Raw genomic sequence first — 15,944 nt, forward strand, 5'->3', positions numbered from 1 at the left:
CTCGCGGGCCGGCCCGCGGACCCGCTCAGAGGTCCGTGGCGATGATCTTCTCGATGTTCCGCTCGGCGAGGGCCGTGATGGTCACGAACGGGTTCACGCTGGTGTTGCCGGGGATCAGCGCTCCGTCGATGACGTACAGGCCCGGGTGCCCGTGCAGCCGGCCGTAGTTGTCCGTGGCCTTGCCCAGCACCGCACCGCCCAGCGGGTGGTAGGTGAGGTGGTCGCCCCAGACCTTGTTGGTGCCGAAGAGGTCGGTGCGGTAGATCGTCCCCTCCTTGGCGTTGATCTTGTCGAAGATGGTCTTCGCCATGTCGATGGACGGCTGCTTCCACGCCGTCTGCCAGTCCAGCTCGACCTTCCCCGCCGCCGCGTTCCACGAGAACCGGGCCCGGTTCGGGTTCTTGGTGATGGAGAGGTAGAAGGACGCGTACGTCTCGATCCCCGTCGGCAGCGGGGCCACCTCGGCGAAGGCGCCGCCCGCGTCCCAGTTGTCGATGCCGCCGCAGGGGATGGAGGCCTGCACCTTCCCGGTCGGGTCCCACATGTGGTTGGCGCGGCCGCACATGACGTTGCCGTTGTCGCCCCAGCCCTTGCCCACCTCGTCGTTCAGGTTCGCCAGCGCGCCGGTCGCCTTCAGCCGCACCAGCAGCTTGCTCGTGCCGACGCTGCCGGCCGCGAAGAACACCCGGCCGGCGGTGACGGTCTTGGTGGCGAGGACGTCGCCGGTGGTGGAGAGCTGCTCCATGACGACCGTGTAGCCGCCACCGTCCGAGGGGGAGACGGTGGTGACCCGGTGCAGGGGCGAGATGGTGACCTTGCCGGTCGCCCGGGCGGCGGCCAGGTAGGTCTGCTGGAGGGACTTCTTGCCCGCGTTGTTGCCGTAGAGGATCTCCCCGTCCACCGCGGACTTGGGGACGGTGCCCGCCACCTCCTGCTTCATGTAGTCCCAGTCGTAGACGTCCGGGACGAAGACGAACGGGAACCCGGAACGCTGGGCGTGCTTGCGGCCCACACGGGCGAACTGGTAGCAGTCCACCGTCTCGAACCAGTCGGGGTCGATCAGGCCCACCCCGAGCCCGGCGTTGGCCCGCGGGTAGTAGGTCCGGTACATCTCCTCGGCGTCCACCGAGGGCAGGATGGCCGCGAAGTTCTGCCGCTTGGGGGTCACGGCCATGCCGCCGTTGACCAGCGAGCCGCCGCCGACGCCCCGGCCCTGGTAGACGATGATGCCGCCCATCTCCTCGGCATCGAGGATGCCCGTGTAGCGGGGGACGTCCTTGTCGATGGGGAAGCCGAGGAAGTTGCTGAGCGGCGCCTTGGTCCGGGTGCGCAGCCAGTACGAGCGGTAGTCGGGCTTGGTGGTGTTGGCGAAGATCTTGCCGTCGCTGCCGGGGGTGTCCCAGGCCATGCCCATCTCGGCCATGTGCACCGGGACCCCGGCCTGGGCGAGCCGGAGCGCGGCGACGGAGCCGCCGTAGCCGGTACCGATCACGAGGACCGGGACGCGGGCCCCGGATTCGATGGGACCGGCGGTGGTGGTGGCGGTGGCCGGTTCGGCATGGGCCGGGGTGACGTTGACCGTCAGTGCCAGCGCCCCGAGAATAGAACCAGTTCCAGCGATGAATCCACGGCGGGAGACACCCCCGGATCCCTTGTTGTGCAGGCCTTTGTCACTCATGTGACGTTCCTCACTCTCGACGGAGTGGGAACAAGTTCTACTGGCGAACGCCTACTAAGTCACTACACGCGTCGCAGCAACTTCCGGCTGATTCCGGCCCCTTGACGCGGCGGCTCGGGAAGACTCGGGCCGGCTCCGGACGGTCGGACGGTCGGGACGGCTCAGGAGAGGCTCCACTGCCCGACGTCGTCACCCAGCCCCGCGTCCAGCGCGAACTGCACGGCCGCCAACCCGGCGCCCTCCGGAACCCGGAAGGTGACGAAACCGGATGCCGAGTCCCCGGGGTCCAGGCTCACCGTCTCCGGCAGGCTCGGCCCCGCCCCGGTCGCGGCGGCCGTCCCCGTGAACCGCTGCCCCGCCGTGTCGAGCAGGTGCGCGGCCGGCGCGGGGGAGTCCTCGTACGGCACCGACCCGGTGTTCTCCAGCCGCAGCTCCACCGCCACCAGCCGCTCGGCGTCCGCCCGGCCCGCGGGGTCCACGACCCGGGTCAGCGTCACGTCGACCCGCTCCCCGGGCCGGTCCCCGTCGAGGGACACGGTCTCCCCGGACCCGTCGGGCCCGGCACCGACGAGCAGCAGCACGAGCAGGGGCCCCAGCAGACGCCCCGGACGGTGACGCACCACGCCTCCCGGCCTCGCCGACCCACCCCCTCCCCGCCCACGATCCTCCGCCGGCCCGGCTCCCGCCACCGGCGACGCGGCAAATGGATTGGATCTTCCGGCCGCTTCATGGCAGGGTGTGACCCACCGAAGGGGTATAGCTCAGCTGGTCAGAGCGCTGGTCTCCAAAACCAGATGTCGTAGGTTCGAATCCTGCTACCCCTGCCATGCCTGACCAGGCATCTCACGTACAGCGGGCTCCGGGAGAACACTCCCGGAGCCCGTTTTGTCTTCTCCTGGGGACAGGGTGGGGACAATCCGGTGGCGTGCCCCGCAGGAGGGCGAAGAGGGCGATTTCCTCACGGAGGGCCACGCGCGTCCCTATGCTCCTCTGCTGACGCCATGAGCCTGCCTGTGGGGGGACGCCTTGGACCCGGAAGCGCTCGACCTCGCCGACAGGGCGGGAACCTTGCTCGTACAGCAGGTGCCCTCCGGCAACTGGGAGCGTGTTTGCGCCGCAGTGGTGTGGCTGTGGCGGCGGTACCGCCGGGAGGATGCCCCCATGGTCGAGAGCGGGCTCGCCGGGATGCGCGACGAACTCCTCACGTCCGGCGCCGCCGCCGACCTGGCGGCCCGGCGCACGGCGGTCACAGCCTGGCAGATGCAGTTCCGGGCGCTCCTGGCGGCGGGGCCCGCGCCGGCCGCCGAGCTGCGGATGCTCGTGGCCGACGGCCTTCTCCTGTCGGCCGCCGATCGGGAGCCGTCGTATACCTGCGACGTGACCATGAAGGCGGTGGCGGAAGACCACGGCACCGTCCACCAGCTCGGTCAGGGCATCATGCACGTCACCGTCGGAACGCGGGCGCGGATCGAGGGCCGGTGAACCAGGAGCCCGAACCGGTCGGGGCCGGTATGCACTTCACCACCAACGTGAGCGGCACGGGCCAAGCCTTCGTGGCCGGCGGCGACATGATCGTGTTCGACGGGCCCGCCCCGGTTGCCATGGCCGCTCTGCCGGCGGCACCCGCGTACCTGGTCGGGCGCGCCGAGCAGCTCGACGCCCTGAGCGAGTTCTTCCTTGCCGCGCCCGAGGGGCCCAGCTTCACCAACATCGCGCTGATCACCGGGTTCGCCGGCTCCGGCAAGCGGGCCCTGGCCACGGCTGCCGCCCGGCAGGCACTGCAGAGGGGGCGTTTCACCGGAGGCGTCGTCTTCGTGGACCTGGAGCACGACGACGGCCGGCCCCTCAGTCGCGGTCAGGCACTGGCCTCGGCCCTCTTCTCGCTCGGCCTGCGGCACTCGGCTGAAATGGGCGGGTCAGACGCCGACCGCACATCCCTCTACCGCTCCCTGCTCCAGGACCGGGCCGTCGCTCGCGGTCCGGTCCTGGTGGTCGCGGACAACGCCTCTCGGCCCGACCAGGTGGACGTGCTGCTCCCCGGCAGCGGTGAGCACCGGCTCCTGGTCACCAGCCGTGAACTGCTGCCGATCGCCGGCGCACGCACCGTGGTGACGGGGCCGCTGGACGCGGCCGACTCGTTCCTGCTGCTGCACTACGCCGTCGAGCGGCGGGGCCTCTCCCGCATCGGCTCCATCGAGTCCCTCACGTCGACGGAGATGAACCATCTCCACGGCCTGCTGGAGCTGAGCGGGCTCCTGCCCGCTGCCATCACGGAGATCGCGCACCATTTCTCGCAGGACGGCGGGCTGACCGCAGAGGAACTCCTGGGCGACCTGACCAAAGCACTCGACTCCTACACGGAGGGCGGCCCCCCGGACGGGCCGTTGCTGGCTCCCCTGCGGCGCGGCTTCGACGAGACCTACCTGCGCCTCGGCCCCGAAGCCGCGGAACTGCTCCCCCTGCTCGGTCTGGTGCCCGGTCCGAACATCACGTCGCGACAGGCGGCCCACCTCGCCGGTCCGGACCGGGACGACATCCGCTCCCGGCTCGCCGCTCTCGCCCGGGCGCACCTCGTGGCGGAGGAGCGGGTCGGCTGCGACCGCTGGCGACTGCACCCCCACGCCCGCCGCGAGGCCACAGCCCTGGCCCGACGGCTCCCGCAGGCCGTCCGGGAGGCGGCGCAGCGGCGGCTGCTCGACGAGTACGCGCGGATCGCCCGGATCGCCGTCGAAGAAACGAACGGCGAGGGCTCCGCCCTCCACCTGCGTGCGGGACGCAAGGCATCCCGGGAGAGGTTCGAGGCCGAATGCCCCAACCTCGTCCCGGGCGTGGACATGGCCGTGTCGGCCGGCCTCGACCGGCACGCCGCGGAACTCGCCCTCCCGGTGTGCCAGCTCCTGCTGCACCATCACCGCTTCGACGAGCTGGCGACCTGCGCCAAGGCGGGAGTGGGCGCGGCCAGGCGTGCGGGCGACCGCACGACCGAGGCGGAGCTGTTGAACGTCCGAGGCGGCTGGCTTCGGAAACTGGGCGGGCACCATGAGGCGCTGGGACAGTACACGCAGGCCCACGACATCTTCGCCGCACTGGACGACCGGCCGGGCCGCGCCAAAACCCTCGGCAACATCGCCAGCATCCACTACGAACGAGGTGAGTTCGAGCAGGCCTACGTCATCTACCGGGAGGTGGCCGCAGAGTTCCTCGCGCTCGGAGACACCCGCCTCGAAGCCATGTGTCTGAAGAACGCCGGCGACACGCTGGCCGCTGCCGACGAGCTCGATGCCGCTCGGCACGCCTACACGGAATCGATCAAGGTGTACCGGCAGCGCGGGGACCTGGACGGCGAGGCAGAAGTGCTGAACTCCCTCGGTGAACTCCTGCGCTTCGCGGGACCACCGCAAGAGGCCCTGCCCTACTACAACCGCGCGTTGCAGCTGGCCGAAGACGCAGAGAACCCCGGCCTCCAGGGCGCGGCGCTCCGGGGGGCCGGCGAGTGCCTGATCGACGGAACGGCCCGCCGACGGCGCGAGGCCCTCCGGATGCTGCAGAGGGCCGCCGATCTCCTGGAGCAATCGGGGAACCTGCGTGCCCATGCCGCCGTCTGCGGCAGGATCGGCCGGCATTACTACGACACGCGCAAGTACGCCAGGGCCATCGACTACCTCCATCGGGCCGGCATCGTCCTCCTGCACGAGTTCAAGGACACCGACGCGGCCGCCGTTCCGCTCGGCCTCATGGACCAGGCACGCCGGGTGATGGAGGGACGAGGCCTCCTCAGAACACCGCTCAACTACCTCCGAGGCCAACGCCCGCCCCGCTCCTGGGAAGTCGGGCCGGGCCACGTGTTCACCCTCGAGCCAAAGCCGTGGACGGACGGCCTGTCCGACGGCTGAACCGCGGGCGCTCGCCCAGCCGGAGGTCCACCCGAGGCCCGTTCGTCCGTCGACAGAGTTCACTTCCACGGATCGAGGCACCCGCAGCGCCGCCGATCGGTACATTGCGTGGTCCACGCGATCGTCGGGGAGGAAGCATGCTGACAGAGGCGCTGGCGGCGGTGGCCGCGTCGTGCAGTACCGCAGTGGTCCAGGCTGCCGGGACCGATGCCTGGGCGAGCCTCCGGCACCGCTTGGCGACCCTGATGGGCGACGGCGACGCCCAGCGGGCCGCCGCTGAACTGCAGCGGCTCGAACGGACGGCGCAGCTGATCGCCGACGCCCTGCCCGAACAGTCCGCCCGGGTCCGCATCCTGCAGGAAGGGAGCTGGCAGGCACGCCTTGAGGACCTGCTGGAGTCCCGGGCGGGAGCGGCGAGGGAAGCGGTGGCCGAGGAGCTGCGCAATATCGTCGCCTCCTTGAACGAGGACGGGGCCTCGACGCACAAGACCTGGAGCGGCGACGTCCGCCAGGTCGCAAAGGCGTCCGGCGAAGCGCGCGTGTACCAACTCGGCCAAGGCGAAATGCACATCTCAGGATCATGAACACGGAAGAATCGCGCAGCATCAGCGTCAACATCGAGGCGGCCGACAACAGCCGCGTCTACCAGGTCGCCCAGGGAAACATGTTCATCGGACGGGACCCCGTCGAGGTGACAGCCCGGAAGCTGGCTACTCTGCCGGTCTCCAAGGCGGCCGAGATGCTCGTCGAGATGTCCCCGGAGGAGCGCGCCTCGGTCATCGCGGCCATGGAAACCGGGCCGGCGGCGGCGCGGATGGCGCTCCTGGAGTCGTCAGCCGCAGTGGACGTCCTGGTGTCCATCGACGAGCTGCTCGCCGTCGAACGGCTCCTTGCCATGGACGCGGTGAGCGCCAGGCGCCTCGCGCTGGCGGCCCCGCAAGCGTGGTGTACAGGTCTTCTTTCCAGGCTGACGCTGGAACAGACGCTCCGACTGATCGGAGAACTCGGCGAAGGAGGGAACTTCACCTTCCAGCCCGACGTCCTGGAGTGTTTCGCCACACGTCTCCCCACCGACGTCATGACCACGCTGCTGTCATCCGGCGGAATGCCGCCCGAGACGGCCGCACGTGTCCTGCGGGCAGTGGCCGACCGGGAGTTCGTCACCTGGCTCCTGATCGGCAATCCGAGCGCCCGGCTCGCGCTCCTCGACCACATGCCCCTCGAGTTCCTCACGACTGCCGTCGTCGCCCTGTGGGAACCGCCGGAGGAGCTGCGCCTCCTGTGTACGGCCCAGGGCGTCGGCCTGCCACAGGTCGCCGACGTGCTGAGCGCGCTGCGGCCGCAGCGGCTGGTCGAGCTGGTCACCGGTTCCGACATCGGCTTCGGCATCTACGAGGCGTTCTCGCCCGACACCCGGGCGGGTCTCCTCCGGTACACGGACGACCGGCGGTTGGCCGACCTCCTCCAGCGCTACCAGGAGGGCCCCCTCGTGGAACGCGTTTCCGGGATGCTGCTGGCGGATGAGCTGAGCGGCAGGGCCCATCACGTCCACCGTCATCTGGCGGCCGCGCTCGTCGTGTCGACGATCGACGCCGACCGTCTGCTGGAGTCCCTTCCACGCCATCAAGCCGCCGCCGTCTGGGACTCCCGGTGGGCCCACGGCGTGGCCCGCACCCTCGAAACCTACGACGTCGAGGCCGGCTACAGGGAGCTGAAGCAGCTCCCGGAAATGAGGAAGGCGGAGGTCGTCTGGCACCTGTCCGCGGAACGCCGGGCTCTGCTGCGGGAGAGGGCGGACAACCTCTCCGACAACCAACTCCTCCGCGACGGGGGACGGCCGCTCTCCTGAGTCCGCCACCACCCCTTCCGGGTGCAAAGGCCGCGTCTGGCAGACTTGGCCGGGTTGTCCCGGCGGTGCAGGACAGGAAACCGGTGTGAATCCGGTGCGGTCCCGCCACTGTGACCGGTCGCCGCGTGCGCGTGCGTGGGGGCCGGGAGTCAGACACTGACGCACCGCCTCTTCACTTCGACCGGGGACGAGGATCCCCCGGAGAGGCCTCACCATGTCGCGTGTCCGCGCCGCCGTGCGCTCCTTCCTGCCCTTCGCCCTCGTCGTGCCGCTCGCCGCCTGCGGCGGGCCCGCCGGGCCCGAGCGGTCCGGGGGCGGGGCGCAGGCCGCGCCCGGGTTCCCGTACACCGTCACCAACTGCGGTGTCAGCAGCACCTACCAGGCGCCGCCCGAGCGCGCCGTCACCATGAACCAGCACGCCACCGAACTCATGCTGGCCCTCGGGCTGCAGGACCGGATGGCCGGGACCGCCTATCTCGACGACTCCGTGCTGCCCGCCTACCGGCCCGCCTACGACCGGATCAAGGTGCTGGCGAAGGAGTACCCCTCGAAGGAAGTGCTCCTCGGCGCCAACCCCGACTTCGTGTACGGCGGTTACGCCAGCGCCTTCGACAAGGGGCAGGGCCGGGACCGGGACGCGCTGGCGAAGGCCGGCATCGGGTCACGGCTGAGCGTGGAGTACTGCACCCAGGGCCCGGTCGGGCTCGAACAGCTCAAGACCGAGATCACCGAGGTCGCCCGGACCTTCGGCGTGCCCGAGCGGGGCGAGGAACTCGTCCGGGAGGAGCAGCGGCGCGTCGACGCCGTCACCGCACGGGTGAAGGACCGGCCCCGGCCGTCCGTCTTCGTCTACGACTCCGGCGAGGCCTCCGCCTTCACCTCGGGGGGCAACGGCATCGGCAACGAGATCGTCTCCCTCGCCGGAGGCACGAACGCGTTCGCCGACCTCAAGGACACCTTCGGCGACGTGCCGTGGGAGAAGGTCATCGAGCGCGCGCCCGAGGTCGTCCTCATCTACGACTACGGCGGCACCACCGTCGAGGCCAAGAAGCAGCGCCTGGTGAACGACCCGGCGCTGGCCGAGGTTCCCGCCGTCAAGAACCGGCGGTTCGTGGTGCTGCCGCTCTCCTCCGCCGTGCTCGGCGTGCGCGTCGCCGACGCCGTCGAGTCCCTCGGCCGCCAGCTGCACCCCGACGCCCCGTGAGGCGCGGGCTGTCGCTGGTGCTGCTCGCCGCCGCGCTCGCCGTCTCGATGGTGGCCGGGCTGGCCCTGGGACCCGTACGGATACCGCCCGGCCAGGTCCTCGACATCGTCCTCGGCGGCCCCGGCGCGCGCGGGGCCTTCGCCTCCATCGTGTGGGACGTGCGGATGCCGCGCGTCCTGCTCGGAGCCGTCGTCGGGGCCGGACTGGCCGTGACCGGCACCGTGCTCCAGGCCCTCGTGCGCAACCCGCTCGCCGACCCCTTCCTGCTCGGAGCCTCCTCCGGGGCCTCGGCGGGCGCGGTGCTGGTCATCGTGTCCGGCGCGGGCGCCGCGGCGGCGGGCGGACTCGGCCTGCCGGCCGCCGCTTTCGCCGGGTCCCTGGCCGCGCTCGTCGCCGTCTACGCCCTGGCCCGCCGCGGCGGCACCATGACCACCGGCCGGCTGATCCTGGCCGGGGTCGCCGTGCAGTACGTCCTCTCCGCGCTGACCAGCCTGGTCCTCGTCCTGTCCGCCAAACCCGACCAGCTGCGCACCGCCCTGTTCTGGACCCTGGGCGGCCTCGGCGGGGCCCGCTGGGACGAACTCGCCCTGCCGGCCGCCGCGCTGCTCGCCGGCACCGTCCTGCTCACCGCCCTGGCCCGGCCGCTGGACCTGCTGCTCGCGGGGGAGGAGGGCGCGCGCACCCTCGGCCTGGACACCGGCCGCTTCCGGGCGGCCGTGTTCGTGCTCGCCTCCCTCGTGGTCGGGGTGCTCGTCGCCTACAGCGGGGCCATCGGCTTCGTCGGCCTGATGGTCCCGCACGCCGCCCGGATGGCCGTCGGCGCCGGCCACCGCGCGCTGCTGCCCGTGGCCGCGCTCGCCGGGGCCGTCTTCCTGGTCCTGGCCGACCTGGTCGCCCGTACTGCCGCGGCCCCCGAGGAGATCCCGGTCGGGGTGGTCACCGCGCTGGTGGGCGGGCCGTTCTTCCTGTGGATGCTGCGCCGCACCAGCCGCACCGAGGGGGTGGCGGGATGACGCGCGGACCGGCGGAACTCACCGTCGAGGCCCTGCGTTACGAAGTGGACGGGCACACCCTGCTGCACGGCGTCGACCTCACCGCCCGCCCCGGCGAGACGGTCGGCGTGGTGGGGCCGAACGGCAGCGGCAAGACCACCCTGCTGCGCTGCGTCTACGGCACGCTGCGGCCCACCGCCGGCCGGGTGCTCCTCGACGGGGCCGACGCCGGCGCGCTCGGCGCCAGGGAACGGGCCCGGCGCGTGGCGGTGGTCCCGCAGGACGCCACCGGCACCTTCGGGCTGACCGTCCGCGAGGTCGTCGCCATGGGCCGCAGCCCGCACAAGCGCTTCTGGGAGCAGGACGGCCCGAGGGACCGGCGGCAGGTGGCCGGGGCACTGGAGACGGTCGGCGCGGCCGGCTACGCGGAGCGGCGCTTCGAGGAGCTCTCCGGCGGCGAGCGCCAACGCGCCCTCGTCGCCCGCGCCCTCGTCCAGGAACCGGGCCTGCTGGCCCTCGACGAGCCGACGAACCACCTGGACATCCGCTACCAGTTGGAGGTGCTCGGCCTGGTCCGCGGCCTGCCCGCGACCGCCCTGCTCGTCCTGCACGACCTGAACCTCGCGGCCTCCTTCTGCGACCGGCTGTACGTCCTGTCGGCGGGCCGCGTCGTCGCCGCGGGTCCGCCGGGCGACGTACTGGACGAGGCCCTGCTGGCGGAGGTGTACGGGGTCCGCACCCGCGTCGGGGTCCACCCGACCACGGGCGCCCCCAGCATCGTCTACCTGCCGTGACACGGCCGTGAACGGATCCGGGCCGGCCCCGAAAGGAGCCGGCCCGGCCGTCCGGGGATCCGGCCAGGCCCGTGCGGGCCGGGCCGGAAGGCCGTACTAGCCGCCGTACGGACGGGTGATGATCTCCATCGCGTGCCCGGCGGGGTCCATGAAGTACACCCCGCGGCCCCCGTCGTTGTGGTTGATCTCGCCCGGGTGCCGGCCGTGCGGGTCGGCGAAGTACTCGACCCCCGACGCCCGGATCTTCGCGAAGGCGGAGTCGAACTCCTCCTCCGAGATCAGGAACGCGTAGTGCTGCGGCGTGATGGACTCGGCCGGGATGGTCGCGAAGTCCAGGGTCACGCCGTTGGCGGTGGACACGGGGACGAACGGGCCCCACTCAGGGCCGACTTCGAGACCGAGGACGTCCGCGAGGAAAGCGGCGGACGCCTTGTTGTCGAGGGAGTGGACGATCGTGTGGTTCAGCTGGACCGACATGGGTGAATGCCTCCGAAAGGCAGTCACGGCACCTCCATGCCTCACCCGGTCGGTGACCGACACGCGATGCCGTCAACTTGATCCTAAACAGACCGTCCCGGTGCGGTCCACCCCTTTCGCGCCGTGTGCGCGCCGTCCCGGCCGCGGCCGACACACACTGTTCACGCCCCGCGGGCCGGCCCGGCCGACCGGTCTCCCTAGACTGCGACGTGGCCCACCGCACGAGCACGGAGGAAGAACCCGCATGCGCTACGTCCCCCTGGGCACCTCAGGGCTGAAGGTCTCCGCCGTCGGCCTCGGCTGCAACAACTTCGGCGGACGCCTCGACGCCCGGGCCACCGCCGCCGTCGTCGACGCCGCCCTCGACTCCGGGATCACCCTCCTCGACACCGCCGACATCTACGGCGGCCGCGGCGGCTCCGAGAGCCACCTCGGCCAGGCCCTCAAGGGCCGCCGCGACCAGGTCGTCCTCGCCACCAAGTTCGGTTACGACGGCGTCGACATGGGATACGGCCCCGCCGCCGGATCCCGCGGCGGCCGCGCCTACATCCGCCGCGCCGTCGAGGAGTCCCTGCGCCGCCTGGACACCGACCACATCGACCTCTACCAGCTGCACAGCCCCGACCCGGGGACGCCCGTCGCCGAAACCCTCGCCGCCCTCACCGAACTCGTCGCCGAGGGCAAGGTCCGCTACATCGGGCACTCCAACCTCAGCGGCTGGCAGCTCGCCGAAGCCGCCCACACGGCCCGCGAGACCGGTGCCGCGCCCTTCGTCTCCGCGCAGAACGAGTGGTCGCTGCTCCAGCGTTCCGCCGAGCGGGAACTGGTCCCGGCCGCCCGCCACTACGGCCTCGGCGTCCTCCCGTACTTTCCGCTGGCCAACGGCCTCCTCACCGGCAAGATCCGCCGGGGCGCCCCCGTCCCGGCCGGCTCCCGCCTCGAAGGCCGCGAGGGCTACCTCACCGAGGAGCGCCTCGACACCGTGGAGGCGCTGGCCGCGATCGCCGACCGGTACGGCCGCAGCGTCCTGGAACTGGGCCTCGGCTGGCTCTCCGCCCAGCCCGGCTGTTCCTCCGTCATCGCCGGAGCCACCTCGCCCGAGCAGGTGCGCGCCAACGCCGCGACGGCCGAACGGCCCCTGGAAGCGGAGCTGCTGGCCGAGATCGACGAGGTCGCGCGCGCCCACGCGTAGACGCGGGCCCGCGCGTGGTCGCGCGGGCCCGCGGCCGGACCCGGGGGGTTAGGACGTGACGTCCTTGCGGGAGAACCCCCGGAAGGCGAGCGCGAACAGCACCACGGCGTACGACACCGACACCACCACGCCCTTGACCATCCCGCCCCACTCCAGCTGCGGCTGCAGGGCGTCCGCCCAGGCGAACTGCCAGTGGGCGGGCAGGAAGTCGCGCCACGACCCGAGGGCCGTCACCGCGTCCAGCACGTTCCCCACGATCGTGAGGCCGACCGCCCCGCCCACCGCGCCGAGCGGCGCGTCCGTCCGCGTCGACAGCCAGAACGCCAGCCCGGCCGTCACCAGCTGCGACACGAACACGAACGCCACCGCCAGCGCCAGCCGCGGCACGGAGTCACCGGCGTCCAGCGCCCCGCCCGTCGGGAGCCGCAGCGGCCCCCAGCCGTACGCGGCCGTGCCCGCCGCCAGCGCCACCACCGGCAGCAGGACGATCGCCGCCAGGCTGAACCCCAGCGCCACCACCAGCTTGCTCCACAGCAGCCGGCCCCTCGGCACCGGCGAGGCCAGCAGGTACCGCAGCGAGGACCAGCTCGCCTCCGAGGCCACCGTGTCCCCGCAGAACAGCGCCACCGGCACCACCAGCAGGAACCCGGCCGACACGAACAGGCAGGTCACCGCGAAGTTCGCGCCGGAGGCCGTCGCCGTGTCGATCAGGCTGATCCGCCCGTCGGCGCCGCCCCCGCCCCGCCCCCCGTCCGGGCCGCCGCCCACCGCGAACGCGATGATCATCACGAACGGCAGGGCGGCCAGCACCCCGCCCATCACCATCGTCCGCCGCCTGCGCCACTGCCGCAGCGCCTCCACCCGCAGCGGCAGCGTCCGCCCCGCCCGGTAGCCGGGCGCGGTCTCCCGCACCCGGGTCTCCTCCACCCGGGTCTCCTCCACGGTGCTCATGCCGTACCTCCGATCAGGGTGAGGAAGGCGTCCTCCAGCCTCCGGTGCGGCCCCACCGCCGACACCGGCAGCTCCAGCCGCACGAGATCGCCGATCAGCGCCGCGGGCGACGCGCCGTCGAGCCGGACGAGCAGCCCCTCGTCGCAGGGCACCGCGGAGGCCACGCCCTCCAGGGCGGCGACCTTCCCCACCGTCACCTCGTCCACCGGCTCCGCCAGGGTCACCAGCAGGGTGTCCCCGCCGCCGGTGATCTCGGCGACCTCGCCGGCCCGCACGAGCCGCCCGCGGTCCATGACCACCAGGTGCGTGCAGGACTGCTCCACCTCCGACAGCAGGTGGCTGGAGACGATGACCGTCCGCCCGCCGGCGGCGTAGCGGATCATCACGTCCCGCATCTCCCTGATCTGCGGCGGGTCCAGACCGTTCGTCGGCTCGTCGAGGATCAGCAGGTCCGGCATCCCGAGCATCGCCTGCGCGATGGCGAGCCGCTGGCGCATGCCCTGCGAGTACGTGCGCACCGCCCGCTCCAGCGCGTCGCCGAGCCCGGCGATCTCCAGGGCCTCCGCCATGTGCGCGTCCTCGACGGGACGGCCCGTGGCCTGCCAGTACAGCTCCAGGTTGGTCCGGCCCGTCAGGTGCGGCAGGAACCCGGCGCCCTCCACGAACGCCCCCACCCGCGACAGCACCGGGGCGCCGGGCCGGATCGGATGCCCGAACACCCGGATCTCCCCGGCGTCCGGCGTGATCAGGCCCATCAGCATCCGCAGGGTCGTGGTCTTGCCCGCGCCGTTGGGCCCGAGCAGGCCCAGCACCTGGCCCTTCTCCACCCGGAAGGACAGGTCCCGCACGGCGTAGCGGTCCTGTGCCTTCGCGTACCGCTTCGTCAGCCCGGTGATGTCCAGTGGTACGTCGGCCAGTGCGGGTTCGGGCTGCGCTTCCCGCACCCGCGTCCCCGCCCGGCCCCCGCCGGTCCGCCGGATCCCGAGGAGCCCCGCGGCCAGCGCCAGCGCGCCCAGCGGCATCCACCAGGTCCAGGCGGGCAGCCCGGCGGCCGCGGTCTCCACCCCGTCCGCGACGGGCACCCGCAGCGGGCCCTCCGCCGAGACGGTGTAGGAGGCCGGAGCGGCCGGTGAGGCGTAGCCGAGGTCGGTGGCGGCGACCACCAGCCGCAGCCGGTGCCCTGCCTGGACGGCGTGGTCGATCGCCGGGAGCCGCAGCTCCACGCTCCGGCCCTGCCCGGCGTCCTCCACCCGTACGGGCGCGACCAGCTGGGAAGGCAGCACCTGCTGGCGCCCGTCCGGCCCCACGTCGTACACCTTGCCGAACAGCACGGCCGATCCGTCGGCGGCCGTCGACCTCACCTTCAGGGTGACGGTCGGCGAGCCGGTGACCCGTACGGCCTCGGTCAGGGGCTCCGACTCGAAGCGGGCGTTCTGCCCGGGGAAGTCCAGCGAGAGCCCGGTTCCGAGGGCGGCGAGCTGACCGCCGACCCCGGGCAGCGCGGACAGCGCCGGCGGCGCCCCGCCCGCCGGGTTGGCGAAGGTCTGCTCACGGCCCGAGAGGGCGAACCCGCGCGGAGCGGAGGCCAGTCCCGGGTAGCGCTCCCCGCTCGCGCCGCGCAGGGTCAGCCGCCCGTCGGTGGAGTCGAACCCGCCGGAGCGCGACACCCGGAACGCCGGGCCGGTGTCCGCCGAGCCGTCGTCCTTCAGGTAGCGGTCGAACCAGGCGGTCACCCGGGCCTCGACCCGGGCCGCCTCGCGCATCCCGCCGTCGTGCCCGCCGGCCGCCCAGTCCAGGGCCACGGGGGCCCCGTTCGCGGCGATGGCCTTCGCCATGGCGTCGGCCTGGTCCAGCGGGAAGAGGGAGTCCTCCTGCCCCTGCACGATCAGCGCCGGCACCTTGATCCGGCCGGCCACGGCCGAGGGGCTGCGCCGCTCCAGCAGCTCGCGCGCCTCGGCGTCGGGCTTCCCGGCCACCGCGACGCGCTCGTACATGGCGCACAGCTGCGGCTCGAACCGGCCGCAGCCGGGCGCGCCGGCCGGTCCCGCCGGTCCCGCCGTTCCCGCCGTCGGCGTACCGGCGTCCGCGAGGGGCTGCGCCTGCTGGAGGCCGCCCGCCGCGCCGGTGGTGAAGAAGATCCCGGCCCAGAGCTTCTTGAACACGCCCTGGGGGAAGAGGGAGTCGGCGAGGTTCCAGTACGTGATCTGCGGGGCGATCGCGTCCACCCGCCGGTCGTACCCGGCCGCCAGCAGGGCCACGGCCCCGCCGTAGGAGGCTCCGGCAACGCCCACGCGGGGGTCGCCGTCCGCGTCGAGCCGCACCTCGGGCCGCCGGGCCAGCGCGTCGACGAGCGCGGAGACGTCCTTGACCTCGTGCTCGGGGTCGTTGAGCCCGATCTTCCCGCCGGAACGGCCGAAGCCGCGCGCCGACCAGGTCATGACGGCGTAGCCGTCGCGGGCCAGGCGCTCGGCCTGGGCGCGGACGTCGTCCTTGCTGCCGCCGAAGCCGTGGCCGAGGAGCACGGCGGGCCGCTTCGCCGAGGGGTCCCCGGAGGTGAAGAAGGAGGTGTCGATCCCGGCACCGGGCGCGCCCGGACCCGCGGCGTCCAGCCCGGGCACCTGCACGAACCGGTCCTCGCGGCGCACGGCCGGCTCGTCCCCGGACGCGGCGGCCGTCCAGGAGCCGGCGCCCACCAGGACGGCGAGGGCGGCGGCGCCGGCGAGCAGGCGGTCCCGGGGCCGCCGGGGCAGTCGTAGCTTCATACGGGCACCCTAAAGCCCGTGATCGTCTTCCCCGAGCTCCCTCAGGGTGAGCTCGGCCCCTTCTCCAGGACTACCCGCACGCACGGCCGTACCGCACCCGCAGTAGACCCCGGCCGCTGCCGGTCGCCGGTGGGCCCGTGGCCCGACGCCGT

The 15,944-nt window shown here is 72.8% G+C and carries 13 protein-coding genes, 1 tRNA gene and 1 riboswitch; of the genes, 9 read left to right on the forward strand and 5 right to left on the reverse strand.

The features are described from left to right. Window positions 1-25 precede the first annotated feature (25 nt). Window positions 26-1,678 (reverse strand): GMC oxidoreductase, encoded by a 1,653-nt coding sequence (locus D1J60_RS31720; RefSeq protein ID WP_125823476.1) that lies wholly within the window; start codon window positions 1,676-1,678, stop codon window positions 26-28. A 161-nt stretch (window positions 1,679-1,839) separates the two neighbouring features. Next, window positions 1,840-2,298 carry a DUF4232 domain-containing protein gene (locus D1J60_RS31725; RefSeq protein ID WP_125823477.1) on the reverse strand — a complete coding sequence of 153 codons (459 nt, stop codon included), beginning with the start codon at window positions 2,296-2,298 and terminating at the stop codon, window positions 1,840-1,842. A gap of 130 nt (window positions 2,299-2,428) precedes the next feature. On the opposite strand from D1J60_RS31725, the gene D1J60_RS31730 reads away from it, so the two are divergent. From D1J60_RS31730 to D1J60_RS31765, 8 genes are all read left to right on the forward strand, one after another. Next, window positions 2,429-2,505, forward strand: a tRNA-Trp gene (locus D1J60_RS31730). 334 nt (window positions 2,506-2,839) lie between these two features. Continuing rightward, on the forward strand, window positions 2,840-3,160 hold the full coding sequence (locus D1J60_RS31735; protein WP_125823478.1) for a hypothetical protein: 321 nt from the start codon (window positions 2,840-2,842) through the stop codon (window positions 3,158-3,160). After that, window positions 3,157-5,571: a tetratricopeptide repeat protein gene (locus D1J60_RS31740; protein WP_125823479.1), complete on the forward strand. Its 2,415-nt coding sequence runs from the start codon at window positions 3,157-3,159 to the stop codon at window positions 5,569-5,571. Before D1J60_RS31735 ends, D1J60_RS31740 begins: the two co-directional genes overlap by 4 nt. Before the next feature lie 137 nt (window positions 5,572-5,708). After that, window positions 5,709-6,155 carry a hypothetical protein gene (locus D1J60_RS31745; protein ID WP_125823480.1) on the forward strand — a complete coding sequence of 149 codons (447 nt, stop codon included), beginning with the start codon at window positions 5,709-5,711 and terminating at the stop codon, window positions 6,153-6,155. Then, a complete protein-coding gene (locus tag D1J60_RS31750; protein ID WP_125823481.1) occupies window positions 6,152-7,420 on the forward strand; it encodes a hypothetical protein in 1,269 nt (422 codons plus the stop codon). The genes D1J60_RS31745 and D1J60_RS31750 overlap by 4 nt, the downstream gene beginning before the upstream one ends. 35 nt (window positions 7,421-7,455) lie before the next feature. Beyond that, a riboswitch (cobalamin riboswitch) is annotated at window positions 7,456-7,599 on the forward strand. A 35-nt stretch (window positions 7,600-7,634) separates the two neighbouring features. After that, on the forward strand, window positions 7,635-8,624 hold the full coding sequence (locus D1J60_RS31755; RefSeq protein ID WP_125823482.1) for an ABC transporter substrate-binding protein: 990 nt from the start codon (window positions 7,635-7,637) through the stop codon (window positions 8,622-8,624). A gap of 47 nt (window positions 8,625-8,671) precedes the next feature. After that, the gene (locus D1J60_RS31760; RefSeq protein WP_125824306.1) at window positions 8,672-9,637 is read left to right on the forward strand and encodes an iron ABC transporter permease; all 966 of its coding nucleotides are present in this window, start codon (window positions 8,672-8,674) and stop codon (window positions 9,635-9,637) included. Next, window positions 9,634-10,410, forward strand: coding sequence for an ABC transporter ATP-binding protein (locus D1J60_RS31765; protein WP_125823483.1), 777 nt, complete (start codon window positions 9,634-9,636; stop codon window positions 10,408-10,410). The genes D1J60_RS31760 and D1J60_RS31765 overlap by 4 nt, the downstream gene beginning before the upstream one ends. Before the next feature lie 96 nt (window positions 10,411-10,506). Here D1J60_RS31765 and D1J60_RS31770 read toward each other — a convergent pair whose 3' ends face one another. Then, window positions 10,507-10,887, reverse strand: a complete 381-nt coding sequence (locus tag D1J60_RS31770; protein ID WP_125604026.1) for a VOC family protein — start codon at window positions 10,885-10,887, stop codon at window positions 10,507-10,509. A gap of 244 nt (window positions 10,888-11,131) precedes the next feature. On the opposite strand from D1J60_RS31770, the gene D1J60_RS31775 reads away from it, so the two are divergent. After that, the gene (locus D1J60_RS31775; RefSeq protein WP_125823484.1) at window positions 11,132-12,079 is read left to right on the forward strand and encodes an aldo/keto reductase; all 948 of its coding nucleotides are present in this window, start codon (window positions 11,132-11,134) and stop codon (window positions 12,077-12,079) included. Window positions 12,080-12,127: 48 nt separating this feature from the next. On the opposite strand, the gene D1J60_RS31780 is transcribed toward D1J60_RS31775, so the two are convergent. Next, entirely contained in the window at window positions 12,128-13,030 is a 903-nt protein-coding gene (locus tag D1J60_RS31780) for an ABC transporter permease (RefSeq protein ID WP_125823485.1), read from the reverse strand. Further along, window positions 13,027-15,792 carry an alpha/beta fold hydrolase gene (locus D1J60_RS31785; RefSeq protein ID WP_125823486.1) on the reverse strand — a complete coding sequence of 922 codons (2,766 nt, stop codon included), beginning with the start codon at window positions 15,790-15,792 and terminating at the stop codon, window positions 13,027-13,029. The genes D1J60_RS31780 and D1J60_RS31785 overlap by 4 nt, the downstream gene beginning before the upstream one ends. Between the last annotated feature and the right edge of the window lie 152 nt (window positions 15,793-15,944).

It is taken from the genome of Streptomyces sp. W1SF4 (assembly GCF_003950035.1).
GTDB classification, from domain to species: Bacteria; Actinomycetota; Actinomycetes; order Streptomycetales; family Streptomycetaceae; genus Streptomyces; species Streptomyces racemochromogenes.

Coding starts and splice junctions, on each gene's coding strand:
- D1J60_RS31720 (WP_125823476.1), bottom strand. CDS start 1,678: ATGAGTGACAAAGGCCTGCACAACAAGGGATCCGGGGGTGTCTCCCGC.
- D1J60_RS31735 (WP_125823478.1), top strand. CDS start 2,840: ATGGTCGAGAGCGGGCTCGCCGGGATGCGCGACGAACTCCTCACGTCC.
- D1J60_RS31745 (WP_125823480.1), top strand. CDS start 5,709: ATGCTGACAGAGGCGCTGGCGGCGGTGGCCGCGTCGTGCAGTACCGCA.
- D1J60_RS31750 (WP_125823481.1), top strand. CDS start 6,152: ATGAACACGGAAGAATCGCGCAGCATCAGCGTCAACATCGAGGCGGCC.
- D1J60_RS31755 (WP_125823482.1), top strand. CDS start 7,635: ATGTCGCGTGTCCGCGCCGCCGTGCGCTCCTTCCTGCCCTTCGCCCTC.
- D1J60_RS31760 (WP_125824306.1), top strand. CDS start 8,672: ATGGTGGCCGGGCTGGCCCTGGGACCCGTACGGATACCGCCCGGCCAG.
- D1J60_RS31765 (WP_125823483.1), top strand. CDS start 9,634: ATGACGCGCGGACCGGCGGAACTCACCGTCGAGGCCCTGCGTTACGAA.
- D1J60_RS31770 (WP_125604026.1), bottom strand. CDS start 10,887: ATGTCGGTCCAGCTGAACCACACGATCGTCCACTCCCTCGACAACAAG.
- D1J60_RS31775 (WP_125823484.1), top strand. CDS start 11,132: ATGCGCTACGTCCCCCTGGGCACCTCAGGGCTGAAGGTCTCCGCCGTC.
- D1J60_RS31780 (WP_125823485.1), bottom strand. CDS start 13,030: ATGAGCACCGTGGAGGAGACCCGGGTGGAGGAGACCCGGGTGCGGGAG.
- D1J60_RS31785 (WP_125823486.1), bottom strand. CDS start 15,792: ATGAAGCTACGACTGCCCCGGCGGCCCCGGGACCGCCTGCTCGCCGGC.